The following is an 18,737-nucleotide window of genomic DNA, read 5'->3' as shown; positions in this document are numbered from 1 at the left end:
CCCTCCGCAATTACCAATCTTCATTGAGCCATTCATCTACATCAAAATTACTTTCAACTTCGTAATACATTGCAAATTTAAAAGATACTAAAATAGCATCTACAGGATCTATCTTAAATTTTGTAGCATCTTTATCTACTTTCACCTTCTGATTGCTGGTTGTTACAACAGCATTACTCATAGCAAAATTTAGCAAAGGATTTTTAGTGTAAACTATATTTCCTTCATACACTTGTTCTCTAAAACTACAAGTCGCTTCACTTAAAGACCTATGAGACTGAGGAACACTATATACTCTATATCCCTCAGCTTCTAAATCTAACATCATCTGTGAAGCATTATTTTCATCAAAACATAAACCTGCTATAGACCATTTGTTTTCATCACAAACCTTTTTAGCATACTCCCAAACCAGCTTTTGATTTATAATTTGTGTATCAGTAACAGATAAATATCCATTCATTTCCCATGCTTCATATGATACTTTATCTTTAAGTGTTCTTTCTTGTAAACGTTCTCTGTTAGGAATGAAACTATGTGTAGAAATAATATATTTTTTTATTCCTTTGTCTAAATAAGGTATTATAAAAGCAACAGAAGTCAAATCTATCTTTGTAGACATATCAAACCCCACCCAAACTGACATACCTTCTGTGTTTATGGGTAGCTCTTTAACCTCACATTTTTTCCATTTCTCTATGTCCATATATCCATTTTCTTTAGCTTGTACCCATAAATTTAAGCACTTAGTTAGAAACCCGGGCATTTTTTCTGGTATTTGCATTGCTACTTTATATGCCTTTTGTATCTTATCAACACCTTCAGCATAAGTCATTCTAATTGGATTAGCCTTTTTCCAACTTCTTATATTAGTTACTTCTTCTTTCTTATCTATCTCAAGTATATCAACGAAATAATTATCATTATCTACATCTATACTATGATTTAATATATTTGTACAAAATTCATATTCTTGAGTATAACAAGGAAATGTTAAATCAACTCCAGCCGTAGTTATTATCATCAACAATGATTCTTTTGTATTAGCTCCATAACCTAAATCATAAAATTCTGTTGTTTCATGCTGGTGATATTCCATTTTGTTACCCTATAAGGCTTTTTATCCTTATGTTCTAGGAGTTTCCTCGCATTACGGTATGTCTATTCATACCTAGTTCGGCATACATCTTCATCACACAATTTATTTAATTATGAGGTGTCGGACACTCTTGGAGGAATTATATTCTATAAATTAGTTTCATCCTCTATGCTCTACGATGTTTATATACTTTTAAATATATAAGTTATCTCGGTGTTGGCATATTATCTATTCTTAATAACTTAGCTTTCACCGATATTGCCCGATTTAAACTCGACAAATATATCTATCGAGAACTAGTATAGCTGGATTAGTTCCATCACCTTTTTTACCATCTTCTTTACACAATGCTTTAAGATAACTTCCTGTTTTTATATGTGTAATCCTATCTCTTGTAATTTTAAATTTACTTTTTAATGGACTGCCTTTAAGCATAAGAATACATTCATCAAAAATAATTTTTGATTGTTCTCTTTTAGTTCCCGCACAATAAGCTTCATACAGCTCATTATTTTTTGTAGATTGTGTAGCTATTTCATAGAGAACGACACCAGATTCCATTTGAGATTTAGCATTTTTTCTAGCCACTTCTATAAAGGATTGATTAAATCTTTTATAATCTGTTTGTTTGTGTCTCCATCCATAAATTTGACATAAGCAAAACTTCTGCCATACATTTAAAATTATAGGTTTATTAGCTAACGTTCCTTTGCTGTGTCTTAAGTAACTAAACCAATTCACTATCTTTTGTGCTTCTTCTTCATTCCAATAGTAATTAAAATTATCATCATTTTCTATTCTTTCTAGATCATTCAGAAACCTTTTACAAGCCCATTTATGCTTTTGACAAGATATATAATCTTCATATTCAGATACAAATTTATCTTCTAAGCAATTATTTGCATATTGTATTAATTCATCTAAAATAGTCATTTTATATATCCCAAAACTCATCTGTAAGTTCTTTCTTAGTTTCAGTTGACTTGATTGATGCTAATTTTAATCTACTATCAATACTCAATCCTAAAAGACTAGAATATTTCCTCATCTCATCACTATATTTCATCTGAATTTTTATCAAAGGATTTTCTATAATATTAGTAGCACCACCCTTGTTAGTATATTGTATTGTTAAAGGTTCATCTTTCAATAATTTTGTTGTTTCTATATAACTAGAATAGGCATTACAATAAGCACCAAGGTTATTTAAATCTAAATTTGAGATAACACTTATTGTTCTAAATTGTTCAACTAGCCTTTTCCATTCATTTCTAGCTATTTTATCTCTAAGCCACTTCGGAGACTTTTCGAGTTGATCTGAATTTGTTTTTATTAATTCTTGCCGATATTCTAATTCAGCTCTTTCTTCTTGAGTTAAATGTTTAGTTTGTAACTCAAGTGGTTTTTTAGGTCTAGCTATAGCAATCACCTACCTTTCTATATTATTTATCCCTTAAGCATTCATTTTGGGAAATTTGCGTGAAGAAAACTGGGCATGGGGTTTAGAAGAAATCTACCAAAACATTTTTACCTAGCCCTAGTCCAATTTTTAATTATATTAAATAATTTTTCTTGTATTATCTTCTTAATAGCCTTATCTTTATAAGCAGCGTGAACTTTGTTATGACAGTCATGACACAGGCTAATACAATTATCTTTATCTAATCTCTTGTCCCATTCCTCTCTTACTTCTACGACATGATGTATAACATTACATACACTTATTCTATCTTTCTCTAAGCAAAGCAAACATAAATTATTATCTCTACTCTTTACTAAGTCTCTTATTATCTTCCATGTTTTACTATTATAGAAACTAACTATATCTTTATCTCTTGTCTTATCATAACTTTTCTTTCTCTCTCGTTCTTTCTCTGTACATTTAGCACATAACTTAGCATTTCTATCAATCATGTTTCTGCATCGAGGACACATCTTAAGAATAGCCATTGAACACATTCCTCCTAAACTTCTGTTATTATAGCTATTTCTGTTACATTAATAATGCTGTCTCCAATTCTTATGTATTCTGTATTTTTTCCTATTTTAACAATAATATCTTCTATAGTATCTTTGCTATCAAGCACAACATGCCCATCTCTATTTTTAAAATACATTCTATACCTATTCATTTAATTCCCCCACAATAAAAAGAACATAGAAATTAATCTATGTTCTTAATAATCTCTCTTAATTTTTCATTTTCTTCTCTTATCTTTCCATCTTCTGCAATTATTTTTTCTAATTCTTTTCTTATCTCTTTATTCATTTTATCACTTTCTTCTTTTAGTTTATCTATTCTCTTATCGTTATTTTTATATATTATTACCTCTCTAAATATAAGAATAATTAACGCTACATCTAACACTACTGATAACATATTTACACACCTCACTTAAATTAAATAAAATCAGGTTTCTTAGGTTCTAAATGTATCCAGCGACTGACACCAATTCGACAAATATAAGAATCATTTATATCGTACTCTTCATAAAGTTTCTTAATATCTTTTGCTTTATAACCATTCTCTTTAAGCCACAATATACCTGCAACAATTTCCTCATCAAACTTTGAGTTTGGATTCTTACTGCCTAGATTTGATCTACGTCTTTTATAAGTGCTTGTACTATTTTTGTTACTACTATGCTTTCTTACAATCATCATTTTATTGCAAATAGTATCTCGGTATAAATTAACATAGAATTGCTCTAATACTTCTAAAGACTTTTGGACTGCTTCTTTATCTTTTAAACTCATTTCTGATATTTTGTCTACTAATTTAGATTCTCTTAAAACTTTAAATCTTAATTCTTCTAAATCATAATACTTTTGCAATATAGCTTTATTTGTATTAGCATATAAACCACGTTTTAAGTGATATAAGTGTCTACTTAAAGCATCATTTATTTCTATTGCACTTCCTATATAAAGTATTTTCTCTTGTCCATTTTCTTGTATATACATTGCATATACTCCAGCAACTCTAACATTTCCTTCAATTATCATTTTATTTTTCATATTTTACTCCTCTTTGCTTTTCAAGATTAAGCATAACTTTAATATTTATTTTTAATTTTTACTATAAAAAAAGAGCAGCTAACTTAATAACCACTCATAATCTTCTAATTGTTTTTTAACTGTATAGAAATTATTAATAAAATTCTTAAAGTAAGCAACTTTCTTTTTCTCTTGTTCTATTGTATTATGTGCTTCAACAAGTTCCTTAGTAATACTTTCCACTTTATCTTTATTATTTCTCTTGTACCAAGTTGCTAAAGATTTTATTTTACTTTGTTGTTGTTGCTTTAAGAATTTAATACTTTCTTTTCTCCAATTTATTTCTTCTCTATATAATGATATTATTAATTCTTGTACAATCGTAACCTCATCAAAATTATTAAATTCAGCTATTTCTTTTGTATTAAAATTAGTAATAATATTATATTCTGTGTCCCATATTGCACAAGAAATAGTTCCTGTTTGATTGCATTCTGTAAGTCCCCAAATGTATTCTTCTCTTGTTAATGCACTTACTCTATTTTTTATACTTATTAATTGTTCATTTATCATAAATCCTCCTACGCTTTTAAGGACAAAGCATAACCTTAATATTTGTTTTATGTACTCTTAATTATTTGTATAAAAAAAGACATAAGAAATTAATCTTATGCCTAATAATGAATTAAGAAAATTAGCAATGAAAGATATTATCACCTTCCAACACTTCAAAAGGGAAAGCTAGAGTAAAGTGTAGCGTAGCGCAACGATCTAGCTTGACCTATATGATTAATTCACTTTATATTCTTTTAACTATAATTACATTATTCCAACAATATTTTCTATTTTCAGCTAACATGCATTTATTATATATTTCTAATATTTCAACAGCATATAAATTACCATCAGTATATACATTTATATTAGCATCCTTTTCTATAATTATCGCACTTTTCCCTATAATATCCTCCAATTCTCTCATATTTATTTTTAAACCAACTTCTATCTTCTCCATAATAAATATCCTTCCATATGATGATGATATACTTCAAATTTTCTATTTCATTATAACATATATATAGTAATTAAATTCATCAATAAATGCGTTTACGCGTTTAGAAAGTAATTAGTAACTCTTATTACTATTAGTATCTCTTACTGCACCTTACAGAGGGGACTAAATCACTCCCCTTTAACCTTAATAAGCATTATATATAAGGGACTAAATCACTCCCCTCTATCAAAAAGAACTCTAAAAAAATATATAAATGATATAAATTAAGATAATACTTATATAAGCACTCTTAGAAGAGGTTATTTTGATCCCTTGTAGAAAAGGCACTTATCCCCATAAACTTTCTATTATCTCATCTTTCTTAGCTTCTACTATATTTCTAAATGTATTCCTAAAATTTAATAACTCTACATCTGTAAATTTTGATAATTGTTTTTTATTACTATACCCTATTTTTTCTAATGTAAATGATTCTTTATACATATTCTTATATTGTTTTTTTAGCTTATCAATTTCTTCTAACATTGCACTTCTATTTACTACAAATCCAATTTTTTTATCAGAAGTTTTTATAACCTTGATTTTTTCTTTCTCTTCAATTTTATCAATGTTTTGTTTAGATATAAAGTAACTATACATTGCTTTGTAATATTCATCATAGTTAACTAATAGTTCCCTATCTTCATCAATCACTTGAAGTTCTTCTTCTATTTTGTATATTTATCTCCAGCTTTTTCATTGGCTATATCATAGTAATATTCAGATATTATTTTTTTATTTTCTAATAAATTTTTAATAATATCAATTTCAGTTCTATTCTTTTTATTACATATAGCTTCTAACTCTTCTAATTTGTCATAATCTTTTTTAGTTGCTGTTCCAGCTTTTATTTTATTTTTTATCGCAGTCATTTTCCCACCAATGACTCTATTATCAGTTTTATAATTTTTCTTAAACACATATCCTGTTTCTTTTAATCTATTTTTATAGAATTTTATAGCTTCTTTAAGCATATCTACACTTTCTTCATTTTTATAGATTATATAAGTATTGTTTGATTCGTAGACTGCTTTTTTATTCCCAACTGGACTATAAACTCCTGCATTTCCAAATAAAATTAATTTATTTTCTACTAGAATATCTAAATATTTTTTTATAGTACCTTCATTAATCCCTATATTTTTAGCTATAGCTTGATATGAAGGATAAGCAACTGGATAATTACCACCCTGAACAACTTGATCTATATTTTTATCTATAGTTTTTATACAACTCTTAATATAACAATATAAATTATATAAAATTGCTTTATCTACATTATTAATTTCTACTATTTTCCTAAAAATACTATAATCAATAATAAAAAAACAAATATCTTTATTATCATCATCTGTTTCAAAGAAATTTGTTTTTATTTTTATAAGCTCTTTTAATTTTAAATCTTCTGTTACTCCTGATATGAGACCTTTATTTTGTAATTTAATAAGCATTTTTTTAAATATTTCATTATTTTTTCCTTCTCCAGCTTTTGGTTTATAACCTGTTTCAAGAATTATGTCTTCTAACGTAGTTGAACTTTCTCCGATTAAATCTTTCTTTAGATATAGATAAGAAGCTACTAATAATAATTTATTATCTACCTCTTTTAGTAATCCTCCATTTCCTTCCTTACTTGATTTAACAAAATAATTTGGTATTTTAATAAAAATATTTTTCTCCATCTTAAAATCTCTCCCCTTAAAATTTTACTATTATTTATAATCTACATGATATATCTTTCTTAAATTTAATAGATTAGCTCTAGCTTGTCTTAATTCTTTACTGTCAATAAAGCTAAATATTTCTTTTCCATTATCTGTATAAACATAGTAATCAAATCCTAGAAAACTTAAAGCCTTTGCTAATCTTACACTATTTACTATAAAATATTTGTTTTTTTTCTCCACTTTAATTCCCCCTAATTTTTAGGGTACTTTGAAAGTACCCTATGTTTTTATAACTCTATTGCTACTTTATAATAAGTTTTACATTCTTCTAATACATTTACTTTTACTTCTTTCCTTTCAAACTCATTATCATTTAACTTTCTTCCTTCATTTAAATCATAGTCATATTTTCTAGTTTTTTTATTTAAGTTATTATAAGCAAATCCCATGTTTTCACCGTTTCTATCCATGAAATGAACCTTGTTATCTATTATGTTAATTACTGCTTTTTCTAATAGTTTATTTTTAGTCTTAGCTACTTTAAGACTTATTACTTCTTGTCCTAACTTTTGTTTTTTCTCTATAACATCTATTAATTGTAAGTTTTTATTTCTCAATTTTGCCTTTACTTTACGATATTTTTTAAACTTCCAATCGATATTCCCTTCTGTATCTTCTATATATGCCGTTGTCTCAAAATCATTGTCTTTTAGGAGGTTTTCAAAGGTATTATAGCAACAATTAATTAAAAATCTACTTGTTATTCTTGCCTTTATTAGTGCATCTCCTAATTCTTCATCATTATATTTTTTTCTTAACTGCTCATATTTTTCATATCCTTTAATATCAATGATATTTAGTTTTTCTGTATTCCCTTTGTATTTTTCTCTATTTTTTCTATAAGCACTATATAATTTTTTAAAATCATCAGTACATTTTTTATTTTCTATACACTTATCTTTAAATAAACTATATATAAGATTTTTTTCTGAACTGTTATCTTTTCTATTTTTTTGTTCTCGCAATGGTTTTATAATCTCTTTATTAATTCTACTAGCATTTATATTTAAAGCAGTATGACTATATTGACACTGCTCATAAGGGATATACTTGATATTTTCTCTATTTTTTGTATAACTATAATAGTGTAAGAAGGTTGGATATTTCATTTTTTTATAAGGTTTTAATCTTGCTAAATCATCTTTGTCAGGAACTACTAAGGTTTTAGGTGCATCTATGGCTAACTGTGACATTAATAAAGCATAATACATTTCTTCTCTTAAATTATAGAATTGATCTATTAAATATTTTTTTATAACTTTTTCTTCACAGTCTCCTAACCATATAAATTTTTTCTCTTGAAGTGCCATATCTAAATACTCTTGAAATTTACCATTAATTTTTTTGTTTATTGTATATATTCTATCTTGTATATTATCTATAGTCTGTTCATATCCTTCTCTTTCTTCCTTGTTAACCAATTTCTTTTCTGCCTTTAAGCTAACTATATCTTCTTCTAATTGTGCTATCTTTCTTAAGTCATCTTTAAGAAATTCTTTTGAATAATAATCTCTTAATTCTTTCCATCTATAATATTCTTCTCCTTGTATATACCCTAATTCTTGTGCATAGTTAGATAATTTTGTTGTAATATTAGCTATACTTCCTATTATATTTCCACTTGCTTTTAAAATACTGTATGCTTCATTTTCCATATTATACGGTAGTTTAACGGTATCTCCGTTGTCCATAGTGTTTAAAAAGTGTCTGCCATCCTTCGGTTCTATAACTGCATCACATAATGTTTTATTATCCCAAACTCCAACAAAGTCTAGATCATAATCTAATCCTGAGCAAATTGAAGCCATACTATCTGCCTGATTAAAGAATATTAATTCTGAAGTTAAGTGTCCAAAATGCTTATCCAACAATTCATTTTCTACTAACTTTATTTTATGAGTTTCGGAAAATACAGCTTGAGGATATCTATTCATTACTCTATTACCAATTTCTTTTGGTACATAAAATTCATGTGCCTGAAGCCCATTAGTTGTATCAATTTCTCTCATCATTATAAATCTTGCATAAGTTACAGGACATATACAACAAGTTTTATAATTACCCTTAACGTAAAATCTTCCTCCTGCTAATTGATTTGCAGTTTTTTCTATATTTCTATTTGTTGTTGCACTAACTATATGTGTTTTTATAGTATTTTCATTAATCTGTAGTAATTTTTGAACTTTTGTACTAGCACTTATTTCTTCTTGAGATTCTCTTGCTATATCTTTATAATAAAGTCTTGTTGCATCTATATCTCCCTTTATTATCTTGCTCAAATATCTTTCAGTGTCAGCTGATAATCCTGATATTTCTTTAGGGGTAAGCATTGTATTATTAATTAATTGATAGGCTGTTAAAGTATGTGTTTGCAAATTAGCCTTATTAATTTTTGTTATTTCTAACCCTGTTATTAAATCTGAATATTTTTGCAACTCTTCATCTTTTTTAATTATATTATTCATTTCTTCATCTATTTTAGTTGGCGTATCTTTTAAATACTCGAAGTTCTTCCACCATTTTGCCATATTTGTGTTTATAACTAGATCAGCTTTGCTTATATTTTGCCAATTATTATATATATCTAATGTCCAATAATTACCCTTGCTATCTTTTCTGAAATAATCATATTTTATATTTTCATCGTATAAATCATCGAACAGTTTGTGTAAATCAGCTTTAACACATAATCCTTTCACAGCTAAAGCAGATTTTCTAATACCTATAAAATCAATTTTTTGTTTAGTTTTTAAAGTTGCTTTTAATATCGGTTCTAATTTATGATTAAAAAAGCCACAACCATCAGCAAAATCAAACGTTGGTGTAACATTATCAACTTCTTTACCTTTTTCAATAAATTTGTATCCTTTATCATTTTTAATAAAAGTACAATAGTTATTCGATGTTGCTTTAAAAGTTGTAGACGGTAATATAATTATTTTCGGTTGATAATTTATATAATAAGATCCAGATAAACTTAGAGATAGTCTAGTAACTATATCTTTATTTATGCTTATTTCATCTTTCTCTTTAAGCTTTTTCATTTTATCTAAGCTATCTACTTTTTCTAAAATTCTTTTAAAATCATATTCTGATTTTTCAATGAATAAGCACTCACATTTATTTTTTGTTTCTTCTGTAGCCTCTATTTTCATCATGCTGGGTGAACTCATTAAATACTTGAATTGTCTTCCATTTATCTCTATACCATTAACTATTTGTTCTTTTGCTATATCATAGTCTTCTGCTAAAATAACCTTTATTATATTGTCTAATTTAATTCCATCTTTTAGCTCTATATCTTTATATCTGCAATACAATCTAAGCATTCTATTTTCTACTAAAGATATTTCCTCACATTTCATTTTTTCCGTATCTTTTAAGTTTGTCCAATAATTTACTTTAATTTGTTTTAATTTCTCCATCTTCATATTCTCCCCTTAAAAATTATTTATGGCTTTATAGCCTTATTATCCATCTTTTCTCGGTAGCAAATAGCGTAGCGTTAAGTTTGCTACCAAACAGGTTCTTTACAATCACTTATTTTTTTCTCTTCCTTAATGATAACTATAAACTGCTCTTAAGCCTAGTAAATAAGCCACTTCAGAAAATAAGCCGTATCATTTTGCCTTATTTTTTATCTCTTTATCACCATATTAGCAAAAGGCAACTCACTTCAATAAATAGCTTATATACTGACTTTGGGTATATGTACGAGTGTCGACATAGTTTTTTTATATTTCTGATATATATCTACCATATTAATAAAAGGAAATTAAATTTAAGGAATGGCTTACTTACTATCTTTAAAGCACTTAGACTTTTTCTACATATTGATTCTCTCCCTTAAGGATTATTAAGCATATCTCTGTAAAGCTAGTAACTAAGCCATTTATGAACCTATATTAATAAATTTTGGTGAAAATTACTCTGTTTTTATATAAAACATTCCTTTTAAATCATAGTAAACGTTTACTAAAAATTTTAGAATTATATATAAATAAAATGGTTATTTTATATTTAAATTTAAATATGTTGTTAGATTATATCTAGATACTAATTGCTAAAGTAAAATTAGCATCTAGATAGTTTTACTTAAATTTAATTATTTGAATTGAATGATTTAATATAGATTTAATTTTTCATATATCCTTCTTTCACCTTCAACAGCCTTACATTTTTCAATTTTCTTTATCCATTCTTTCTTTTTCTGTTCAAAATTATCCAAATCAATTTCTACCATTTCTTCGTATAATTTAAATCTAGATTTGTTTGTATCTAAGTCTATAATTTCACTCAATCCCCATACTTCCCCTGATTCATAAAGCTGATTTCTTATCATTTGGTTATCATCATTTTTTGAAAAATTCTTATATTTTTGTAATTTAACCTCATCAAAAAACACTTCTGAATCAACTAATAACCCTTCTTCAATATGTTCTTTAAACTTTCTATAATCCATAAATAAACAATCTTCATTATAATCCAATTCTAATTCTATATAAAACATAGATTTACCAGCAAAACACCTTATTATATCTTTGATATATGTTATTCTTAATTCCATATTTATATATCCCCTAAATTCTTTTTATTTTTAATTATTTATTATAAAATTTTGATTTTAATTATTTTCAAAAATAAGTTTTTTTATTGATTTTTTTAATATTTCATTGCTTAATTCATTCTTAAATTTACTACCAAATTCCTTTTTTAATTTTTCATCAATCATTTCATTCAATTCTTTTTCTGTTATTATTTTTATTACTTTCCCATCATTTTCTGAAATAACTTCATATATGATTTCTATTTGTTTCTCAACTTTCTTTATAAGTTCTTCTTGTCCATCATTTAATTCAACTTTTAATTCTATCTTCATCATAAATTACTCCCCCTATATAATCAGATTTTAACCTTTTTCTTACTCTTATTATATAGCATTTGTTAACAAATTTATAATTAACTTACATTAAATAATTTATGTCTATTTAAACACTTCGTCTTTCACACAAAACGCGAAGTATTCTTACTTTTAATGACAATAACACTTGTTTTAAAAGTATCATTTTTATAAATTTCCTTGTTTTAATTGTTAACAAGTTCATAATTTATTAATACTGTTTTTTAACTAACTATAATTTCCTATTATTATTATATCTTAGATATAATAATAATAGGAAATTTTCTAGTAATAGGAAGGGAACTGTTACTTCCCTTCCGTGTTTATTCTTTTGTACAATTTATAATAGTTTTTCAGCTAATATTTGTAATAACTTTATTATCTCGTAAAGGATAGTTAGTATAGTCATTACAATTATAAATTGTTGTTTATTAGAAAATTTCCTTTTCTTAAATTTCTAACATTCTTAACGCTTTTCTGTATAATATATAATCATTTTCCATTATAAAGCCTCGTTCTTTTTCGTCTTTTTCCATTTCTCTAATTATTTCTCTACAAATTTTATTATGCTCTTCTTTGTCATTAGAAAATGGCTTGTTCCAATCTTCTTTAATCGATTGCATTGCTTCTTCTGTAACGTAAGTACTTCTTATTACTCTCATATATTTTTTACCCTACTTTTTAATCTATTCTTATCTTAATTTATTATCTTTTGTTCTTTATCTATTTTTAAAAATTGTAATTTACAGTTGCAATTTGTGACCTCGACTTCAACATAAAATTTCACACCATTATATTTATATGTATGTGTGATTTATCTTCTTATATTTCTTAAATTTTAAGCAACTTCTTCTAAATATTCTAATATACAAGTTTCAAAAGTATCTTCTAATATTTCCTCAATATCCTTACCTTCAACACCATTCATTTCTTGGTACTCTATTTCTTCATCTACTATATTTTTAGCTAATTCAAATAATTCATCTGAAACCTTCTCATTGATATAGTAAGTATTTCCTTTAACCACAACTCTATTTTTATACATTTCGATTCTCAACATACCCTAATTCTCCCATTTTATTTTAAATAAATTATTAACAAATAATATTTTTTTACATTACAGCAAGTATTATAAATTTTATAAGATCTATAACCAAAAATGAACATATCATAGAATTTATTTTTTTAATCTCTCTATATTTTTCTTCAACTCTTTCTTCTAATTCTTCTAATTCTTCTATTTTTTCTTCCATTTCTCTGACCTTTTCTTCCATTTTATTCTCCCCCATACCCTTTTTATAATTTTAATTATTTTCTAAATTAACTATTGCACTTACTAATTCTCTTCTAATATAAATAACACCTGGTTTTATATATTTATTTGTAGTTTTATTTATATCTATTATTCTGTAGTAATTTGTATTGTTACTTTTGCTTACTAATAAAACTTGTAATGTATTATTAATATCTAAAACATATGCTATTTGCTCATCTTCAAAAATGTATTCTTTTAGTGTCTTTTGCATTTCTTCTGTTAAATTTTTTATATTGTCCATACATCCTCCTCCTCTCTTAATTATTATACTTAAAAATAAATTTATTCACTTTATGATTTAATTATATACTCTATAGTATATAATGTCAACAGCTTTTTTTCAAAAATCTAAATATTTTTTATACTTTATTGAATAAAATTATACTACAGGGTATAATAAGTATATAGGAGGGTTTAAAATGAGAAGTGAAGACTTAAAAAAAATAATAAAAAGTGAATTAGCACTTAGAGACATGACACTAAAAGATCTATGCGATAAAATAGGAGAAACTTCTGCAAATCTTAATAATAAACTTACTAGAAATACACTAAAAGTTAGAGAATTAGAAACTATACTGGATGCATTGGAACTAAAATTAGAAATCGTAGAAGATACAAAAGAATAAAAAATAAGGGATATGCTTTGCTTAACATATCCCTTATTTAACAATTTATTCTTTTAAACTAAAACTATCTAATTCTACTGTAACTGTTTCATGTTCTTTATTGGTTGAAACATCAACTTTTTGCTTAGATTTAGCTGAAAATTTATTTAAATTTATTATTCCATCGTCAACAACGACACCATCTTTATCTTTAAATTGAACGTTATAGTATATATAATCAAAATTAAATTCACTATTATTTTCTAAAATACTTACATACTTAGTCCAATCATACTCTTTTGAACTTTCAAATTTAATTTCTGTAGCTAATTTTTCAGCAAATGTTTTAGCATCATTATTTTTATTTATTATAGATGCTTTAGCTTTGAAATCATTATATGTCTGTTTATTATTTTCATTTATTACAAGTCCATGTTTATCAACCATATTTATTAAAGCTGGCTTTCTTAGAGCTTCTGATTCTTCTGAAAATTTACCTGCTAATTCAAAATCTTCTGTTTTAAATGATTCTATTTGTTTTTTTGTTCCTTCAATATAATCCTCAGCACTTTTTAATAATTCTTTATCTTCTATCTTTCCTTTAGCTCCTCTAATGTTTTTACTTCTCTTTCAACTATTTCAATATTTTTATTGTTTGAATTTTCATCATTCGTTACTTTATCTTGCTCATCCCATCTTTTGTTTATAGCTTTTGAAGCTATCTTTACAAACTCCTCATCCCCACTAATTTTACTACTTGTTGTTGCTGAACCACAACCTACCAATAAAGTGATTGATAGAGCCGAGATTATACCTGTTATTAATTTTTTCATTTTTATCCCCCTAAAACAATTTCTACATAATTATATATATTTTACAATATTATTACAATGGATAATTAATTAAGATTTTGTAACTCTAAATAAACTTTACTTTAAGTATTTTCTTGTATAAAAAAAGAAACTGATGGTTAAAATATAACTATCAGAAAAGAAAAACTAAGTTTTTACTTATTTACATACCCTATTGCCTAATAGCTTTTAGCTATATAGATTAATAACTTTAGATTTCTTCTTTATAGATCTAATTTTTTGGATTGACTTAGATTTATTGGAGAAGAACATTTTAGTTTCAACTTCTAGCAAAGTATTGATTGTGTATAATGTTAGATTTGAAATATACTCTCTATCTAGGCAATGATATATAAAATGAATATCACTTTGAAACTTTTCTATATCAAGCTTTAAGTCTTCATTGATAAATTGTGTTATCTCTAAAATTGCTTGAGCTGATATAGAATGATTATTAATCATTAAATTAAAATTGTTATAGACTTTATTTCTTAGATTTATATTGTCTGTAACTTCTTTATTAAGTTCCTTTAATTCCTTTTTATTCATTAAATAATAAGGTTTAATAACTGGAACTTTATTTTTTTTCTTAAAATTCTTTTTGTATAAATAATATACATAGAAAACTCCAAGAAGCAGTAATAGGGAAATTTCTTGAATAAATTGTGTTATTATCATTTGTATCATATCCTTTCAATTTTAATTAAGTCATAAAATTACGACTCCTGCATGCAGGTATCAGCCGTTTAATTTGGCATAATTCATTACTATATTTCTATTGGAACATTTAATCTGTGTATCTATTGAAATAATTAATGTAATGTATAAAAAGGGTATGTACTTTGGGAGGATAATCCTCCCTTTTTATGAACAAATTTAATGACATATCTTGCAAACTAAGAATGTTAACTAGCTATTACCTTATCTGTTATTCTACTATTTGCCATTAACAAATCAACATCTTTAAAGCAAGTATTTAAGCCACTTTTTAAAGTTGTAATAATAGGAACAAGCGTGAGCGAAGTGAGTGTTATTGAATAATGATTAACAGATTAGCTTGTCCTTAATTGCATTCCTTAGGTTACTAAAATCCACTGAAGTATGAATTAATTTAATTTTTTTGCTAGAACAAGATAACTTATCTTCTTTTCCTATAATTATTACAAAATCTTCTCCTAACCTTTCATACAATTGCATCTTTTTTTCTCCTGTAAAATGTGATAAATCGCACTCTATATAAGCCTTATACAGTTGGTCTTGAAGTTTAAATTCTATATAAGCATCTGGTCTTAACTTACCTTTTAACAAGTGATGCTCAGTCTTAAATTCCAATACTTCTGCCCCTAACTCTTTAATCCTTGTATAAGCATTAATTATATAAAGATCATGTATGCTTTTACTTTTAACCATATAAATAACTTTTTCCTTCATTTCTTTATGAATTTCTGATTTTATAAACCCTTTCTCTTCTAATTTTTTTAAGACTCTACTACAACTCGCTCTAGCACTGCCTTGCTTTAAATTACTAAAGAATATTACTTGTGCTTGTTTAAATGTTATTGCTCCATAATTTTCTATAAACTTCAATATGTCTTTATCTCTATCTGTTGTCTGAATTACATTTTTACTCAGAGAAATTACTTTATTTTCTTCTGTCCTTTTAGAATTTTTCATCTTTGCTTTTTCTAGCATTTTTAAATATTCTTCTCTACTTAATATTAAATGTTCATGTTTTTCTTGTTGTTGTTGAACTTGATTTTGATATGTTTCTTTAGATGTGTTTTCTTCAGTTGGTACAATAATTTCTTTAACGTATTGTTGTAGTATTTTAAATTCTTCATCGACATCTGGTGCTATTAAATATTGATACTCTGCACCATCTATTATAAATTCTCGTGGTTGTAGACGTGTTGCTTCTGCTGTGTTAATAATATTTGTACTATCTATAACAGAACGTTGCTTAAAACTAATTCTAGTCATTTGTGCTTTTATTTCGGATGGTATATTAGCACATGTAGACCTTTGTGTACAACTTAGAAAATGTACACCACTACTTCTACCAGCTTTTGCTATAGTTAATATATTAGACCAACACTTATTTTTTAATGCTTTTATCTCATCATTTTCTGTATCTTCTGGTATAAAAAATGATACTTCTTCTATCACCATAAAAATTCTTTTTTTAAAATCTTGCTTTCCATATTTACTATTCCATTGATCTAAATTTTTGATTCCCCTATCTGTAAATTCCTTACTTCTTTTATCTACTTTCTTAGCTAATTTATCTAATATCTCTGCTGTTTCTTTTAGACTATAACTTACTTTTTTAACTGGTTTACAATCTTTAAAAACTCCTATTTCTCCCTTCACTATCTGAGATAGATAAACCTCTATATTTTTAGGATTATTGTAAATTAAATTAGCTAAAATAGTTGCTAATAAGAATGTCTTTCCTGTTCCTGTAGTTCCTGCAATCAGCAAATGAGGATCTTGGTTAAGTTTTATTTTATAAGGCTTTCCATTGTGCTTATACCCTATCCAAAGCGAATTAGTATCACATCTTACTGGCTCATATTTAAATTCAGGCTTTTTATTAATTATATTTAGATATACAAATTTGTCATATTTATCTTTAGTTATTTCTAACATACAATTTAAATTATCTTCTAATGTTTGTTTTGCTTGCTCTAATTTTTCTAAACTTATTCCACTTGGCAACTCTGTTATAGCCTTAAATCCAAAGCTAGTTTTTTCTAAGTTATTTAAAAATGGAATTATATCTTCTTTATTTTTTAAGTTACAATTTAAACATATGTTATTCCATTTTTCACTTATTTTTTTCTTTTCTTTGAAATTAGGATCATAATTCCAGACGTAGTGTAATGTTGGGATTGCTATTATACTTGTTCCTAGCAAAGCTAGTGTATTAATCATTTTTTACACTTCCTAAGCAGTGCTTCCTGCATCAACTTTTTATAAAATAGTAATGCAAAATAATCAAAAATTTCTTGAGTTTGGGCTATAAAACTAGCTTTTGCTAATGCTTCAGTTTCTATATTTATTAACTCTAATGTTGTAAAATTTTCTTTCAATTTTTCAATCTCTCCCATAAGTCCTCCTAAAAATCAAAGTTATTATTATTTGTTTGATTTATATTAATACTATCAATTTTACTTCTTTTCATATCAGCAATTATTAGTTCTTTAATATAAACACTTGCAGATAACTTTTTCATCACATAATCATAAATATACTGTTCATTTTTTTTAAAACTTACTGGTATTTTCATCTCCAAATATTCCTCCCATAATTTTCAAAAGCTATAGCATTAGCATATAAACTATTATTTATTAACTTAGCATGATTAAGTCTTTTTTTCAGACTTTTAAATAACATCATTCCTCCGCCACCCGTTATTCTTAAATCATGCGTTTTTAATGGATATTCAATTTCTAATTTTTTTATCAATGTTGTTGCAAAATCTCTAAATATATCTTTTGCATAATCAGTAGATCTTGAAACTCCATAAATCTTTAATCCATTCCTAACTATTCTATCAAAATCGTTATCTCTTAAATCTAATGATTCTCTAGCATTTATAGTTTTTATATAATTTGACTTTAAATTTTGTATTCCTATTGGTATACTTAAGGGATTATTAACCTTTCTTCTTCTATTAATTGTTTCTATTAAAGCTATATCTGTTGTCCTTCCTCCTATGTCTACTAATATACAATCATTATTAGTATCAACTGTTAAAACACCCTCAGGGACAACTTCAACATCTTGAATTACAAGTCTTTTGCCTTTTCCATTTATAACTATATTTTTTTCATCATTATTCATTATGATATTTTTTAATTTTTCTTTATCAGCCTTATATTGTGATATTGGTAAGCCTAATACTACCTTATTAAAAATATCATTGCTACTTAAAGCCAAAGATCCATATAGCAATGGAAGTAGATTTTTCCTTTCAACTTTTCTATAATTGCTATCATACTCGCCTATACCAATGAAATACTCCTCATCATCAATCGTCATGGTGTCTGTTTTGTTAAAACTGTCCAAAAATGATACTTTAGATTCAAATTGAAGTAGTTTTGAATTTTTTGTTATACTACTCCCTATATCTATGCCTATTTCCATATTTCTTTTTACCTCTTTTTATTTCTCATGATATATTTAT

General features: G+C 25.9%; 27 protein-coding genes. 1 reads left to right on the top strand and 26 read right to left on the bottom strand.

Annotation, left to right across the window (positions count from 1 at the left end; genetic code table 11):
* Window positions 1-10: 10 nt before the first annotated feature.
* From ARA19_RS09380 to ARA19_RS09300, 19 genes are all read right to left on the bottom strand, one after another.
* Entirely contained in the window at window positions 11-1,099 is a 1,089-nt protein-coding gene (locus ARA19_RS09380; RefSeq protein ID WP_055070708.1) for a terminase TerL endonuclease subunit, read from the bottom strand.
* A gap of 267 nt (window positions 1,100-1,366) precedes the next feature.
* Complete coding sequence (locus ARA19_RS09375; RefSeq protein ID WP_084764566.1) at window positions 1,367-2,032, bottom strand: terminase large subunit domain-containing protein; 666 nt, start codon at window positions 2,030-2,032, stop codon at window positions 1,367-1,369.
* A gap of 1 nt (window position 2,033) precedes the next feature.
* Entirely contained in the window at window positions 2,034-2,528 is a 495-nt protein-coding gene (locus tag ARA19_RS09370; protein WP_242862420.1) for a phage terminase small subunit P27 family, read from the bottom strand.
* 98 nt (window positions 2,529-2,626) lie between these two features.
* On the bottom strand, window positions 2,627-3,049 hold the full coding sequence (locus ARA19_RS09365) for an HNH endonuclease signature motif containing protein (protein ID WP_055070707.1): 423 nt from the start codon (window positions 3,047-3,049) through the stop codon (window positions 2,627-2,629).
* Window positions 3,050-3,063: 14 nt separating this feature from the next.
* On the bottom strand, window positions 3,064-3,231 hold the full coding sequence (locus tag ARA19_RS17595) for a hypothetical protein (RefSeq protein ID WP_157452246.1): 168 nt from the start codon (window positions 3,229-3,231) through the stop codon (window positions 3,064-3,066).
* A 32-nt stretch (window positions 3,232-3,263) separates the two neighbouring features.
* Complete coding sequence (locus tag ARA19_RS09360) at window positions 3,264-3,479, bottom strand: hypothetical protein (RefSeq protein ID WP_055070706.1); 216 nt, start codon at window positions 3,477-3,479, stop codon at window positions 3,264-3,266.
* 20 nt (window positions 3,480-3,499) lie between these two features.
* Window positions 3,500-4,117, bottom strand: a complete 618-nt coding sequence (locus tag ARA19_RS09355; RefSeq protein WP_055070705.1) for a GIY-YIG nuclease family protein — start codon at window positions 4,115-4,117, stop codon at window positions 3,500-3,502.
* A gap of 78 nt (window positions 4,118-4,195) precedes the next feature.
* Window positions 4,196-4,669 carry a hypothetical protein gene (locus tag ARA19_RS09350; protein WP_055070704.1) on the bottom strand — a complete coding sequence of 158 codons (474 nt, stop codon included), beginning with the start codon at window positions 4,667-4,669 and terminating at the stop codon, window positions 4,196-4,198.
* Between the two features lie 226 nt (window positions 4,670-4,895).
* Window positions 4,896-5,111, bottom strand: a complete 216-nt coding sequence (locus tag ARA19_RS09345) for a hypothetical protein (protein ID WP_055070703.1) — start codon at window positions 5,109-5,111, stop codon at window positions 4,896-4,898.
* 327 nt (window positions 5,112-5,438) lie between these two features.
* Window positions 5,439-5,804, bottom strand: a complete 366-nt coding sequence (locus ARA19_RS09340; RefSeq protein ID WP_055070702.1) for a hypothetical protein — start codon at window positions 5,802-5,804, stop codon at window positions 5,439-5,441.
* 14 nt (window positions 5,805-5,818) lie between these two features.
* Window positions 5,819-6,832, bottom strand: a complete 1,014-nt coding sequence (locus tag ARA19_RS09335) for a hypothetical protein (RefSeq protein WP_055070701.1) — start codon at window positions 6,830-6,832, stop codon at window positions 5,819-5,821.
* Between the two features lie 30 nt (window positions 6,833-6,862).
* Window positions 6,863-7,057, bottom strand: a complete 195-nt coding sequence (locus tag ARA19_RS09330; protein ID WP_055070700.1) for a hypothetical protein — start codon at window positions 7,055-7,057, stop codon at window positions 6,863-6,865.
* Window positions 7,058-7,104: 47 nt separating this feature from the next.
* The gene (locus tag ARA19_RS09325) at window positions 7,105-10,302 is read right to left on the bottom strand and encodes a hypothetical protein (protein ID WP_055070699.1); all 3,198 of its coding nucleotides are present in this window, start codon (window positions 10,300-10,302) and stop codon (window positions 7,105-7,107) included.
* Between the two features lie 698 nt (window positions 10,303-11,000).
* A complete protein-coding gene (locus ARA19_RS09320) occupies window positions 11,001-11,444 on the bottom strand; it encodes a hypothetical protein (RefSeq protein ID WP_055070698.1) in 444 nt (147 codons plus the stop codon).
* Between the two features lie 57 nt (window positions 11,445-11,501).
* Window positions 11,502-11,759 carry a hypothetical protein gene (locus ARA19_RS09315; protein ID WP_055070697.1) on the bottom strand — a complete coding sequence of 86 codons (258 nt, stop codon included), beginning with the start codon at window positions 11,757-11,759 and terminating at the stop codon, window positions 11,502-11,504.
* A 467-nt stretch (window positions 11,760-12,226) separates the two neighbouring features.
* A complete protein-coding gene (locus ARA19_RS09310; protein ID WP_055070696.1) occupies window positions 12,227-12,439 on the bottom strand; it encodes a hypothetical protein in 213 nt (70 codons plus the stop codon).
* A gap of 176 nt (window positions 12,440-12,615) precedes the next feature.
* Entirely contained in the window at window positions 12,616-12,837 is a 222-nt protein-coding gene (locus tag ARA19_RS09305; protein WP_055070695.1) for a hypothetical protein, read from the bottom strand.
* A gap of 52 nt (window positions 12,838-12,889) precedes the next feature.
* Entirely contained in the window at window positions 12,890-13,051 is a 162-nt protein-coding gene (locus tag ARA19_RS17590) for a hypothetical protein (protein ID WP_157452245.1), read from the bottom strand.
* Window positions 13,052-13,081: 30 nt separating this feature from the next.
* Entirely contained in the window at window positions 13,082-13,333 is a 252-nt protein-coding gene (locus tag ARA19_RS09300; protein ID WP_055070694.1) for a hypothetical protein, read from the bottom strand.
* A gap of 178 nt (window positions 13,334-13,511) precedes the next feature.
* Between ARA19_RS09300 and ARA19_RS09295 the strand changes: the two genes are divergently transcribed.
* Window positions 13,512-13,718, top strand: coding sequence for a DUF6471 domain-containing protein (locus tag ARA19_RS09295; RefSeq protein ID WP_055070693.1), 207 nt, complete (start codon window positions 13,512-13,514; stop codon window positions 13,716-13,718).
* A gap of 45 nt (window positions 13,719-13,763) precedes the next feature.
* On the opposite strand, the gene ARA19_RS09290 is transcribed toward ARA19_RS09295, so the two are convergent.
* The 7 genes from ARA19_RS09290 to ARA19_RS09265 form a co-directional block, all read right to left on the bottom strand.
* Entirely contained in the window at window positions 13,764-14,144 is a 381-nt protein-coding gene (locus ARA19_RS09290; RefSeq protein ID WP_055070692.1) for a hypothetical protein, read from the bottom strand.
* Between the two features lie 143 nt (window positions 14,145-14,287).
* Window positions 14,288-14,530, bottom strand: coding sequence for a hypothetical protein (locus ARA19_RS09285; protein WP_055070691.1), 243 nt, complete (start codon window positions 14,528-14,530; stop codon window positions 14,288-14,290).
* A 207-nt stretch (window positions 14,531-14,737) separates the two neighbouring features.
* Complete coding sequence (locus ARA19_RS09280) at window positions 14,738-15,226, bottom strand: hypothetical protein (RefSeq protein WP_055070690.1); 489 nt, start codon at window positions 15,224-15,226, stop codon at window positions 14,738-14,740.
* A 366-nt stretch (window positions 15,227-15,592) separates the two neighbouring features.
* Window positions 15,593-17,482: an FtsK/SpoIIIE domain-containing protein gene (locus ARA19_RS09275; protein WP_055070689.1), complete on the bottom strand. Its 1,890-nt coding sequence runs from the start codon at window positions 17,480-17,482 to the stop codon at window positions 15,593-15,595.
* Window positions 17,479-17,658 (bottom strand): hypothetical protein, encoded by a 180-nt coding sequence (locus tag ARA19_RS09270; protein ID WP_055070688.1) that lies wholly within the window; start codon window positions 17,656-17,658, stop codon window positions 17,479-17,481. The genes ARA19_RS09275 and ARA19_RS09270 overlap by 4 nt, the downstream gene beginning before the upstream one ends.
* An 8-nt stretch (window positions 17,659-17,666) precedes the next feature.
* Complete coding sequence (locus ARA19_RS17585) at window positions 17,667-17,837, bottom strand: hypothetical protein (RefSeq protein ID WP_207643339.1); 171 nt, start codon at window positions 17,835-17,837, stop codon at window positions 17,667-17,669.
* The gene (locus ARA19_RS09265; RefSeq protein ID WP_055070687.1) at window positions 17,834-18,697 is read right to left on the bottom strand and encodes a ParM/StbA family protein; all 864 of its coding nucleotides are present in this window, start codon (window positions 18,695-18,697) and stop codon (window positions 17,834-17,836) included. The genes ARA19_RS17585 and ARA19_RS09265 overlap by 4 nt, the downstream gene beginning before the upstream one ends.
* Between the last annotated feature and the right edge of the window lie 40 nt (window positions 18,698-18,737).

It is taken from the genome of Clostridium massiliamazoniense (assembly GCF_001403635.1).
Taxonomy (GTDB): Bacteria; Bacillota; Clostridia; order Clostridiales; family Clostridiaceae; genus Sarcina; species Sarcina massiliamazoniense.
This window is presented reverse-complemented; position numbering and strand designations above follow the sequence as displayed.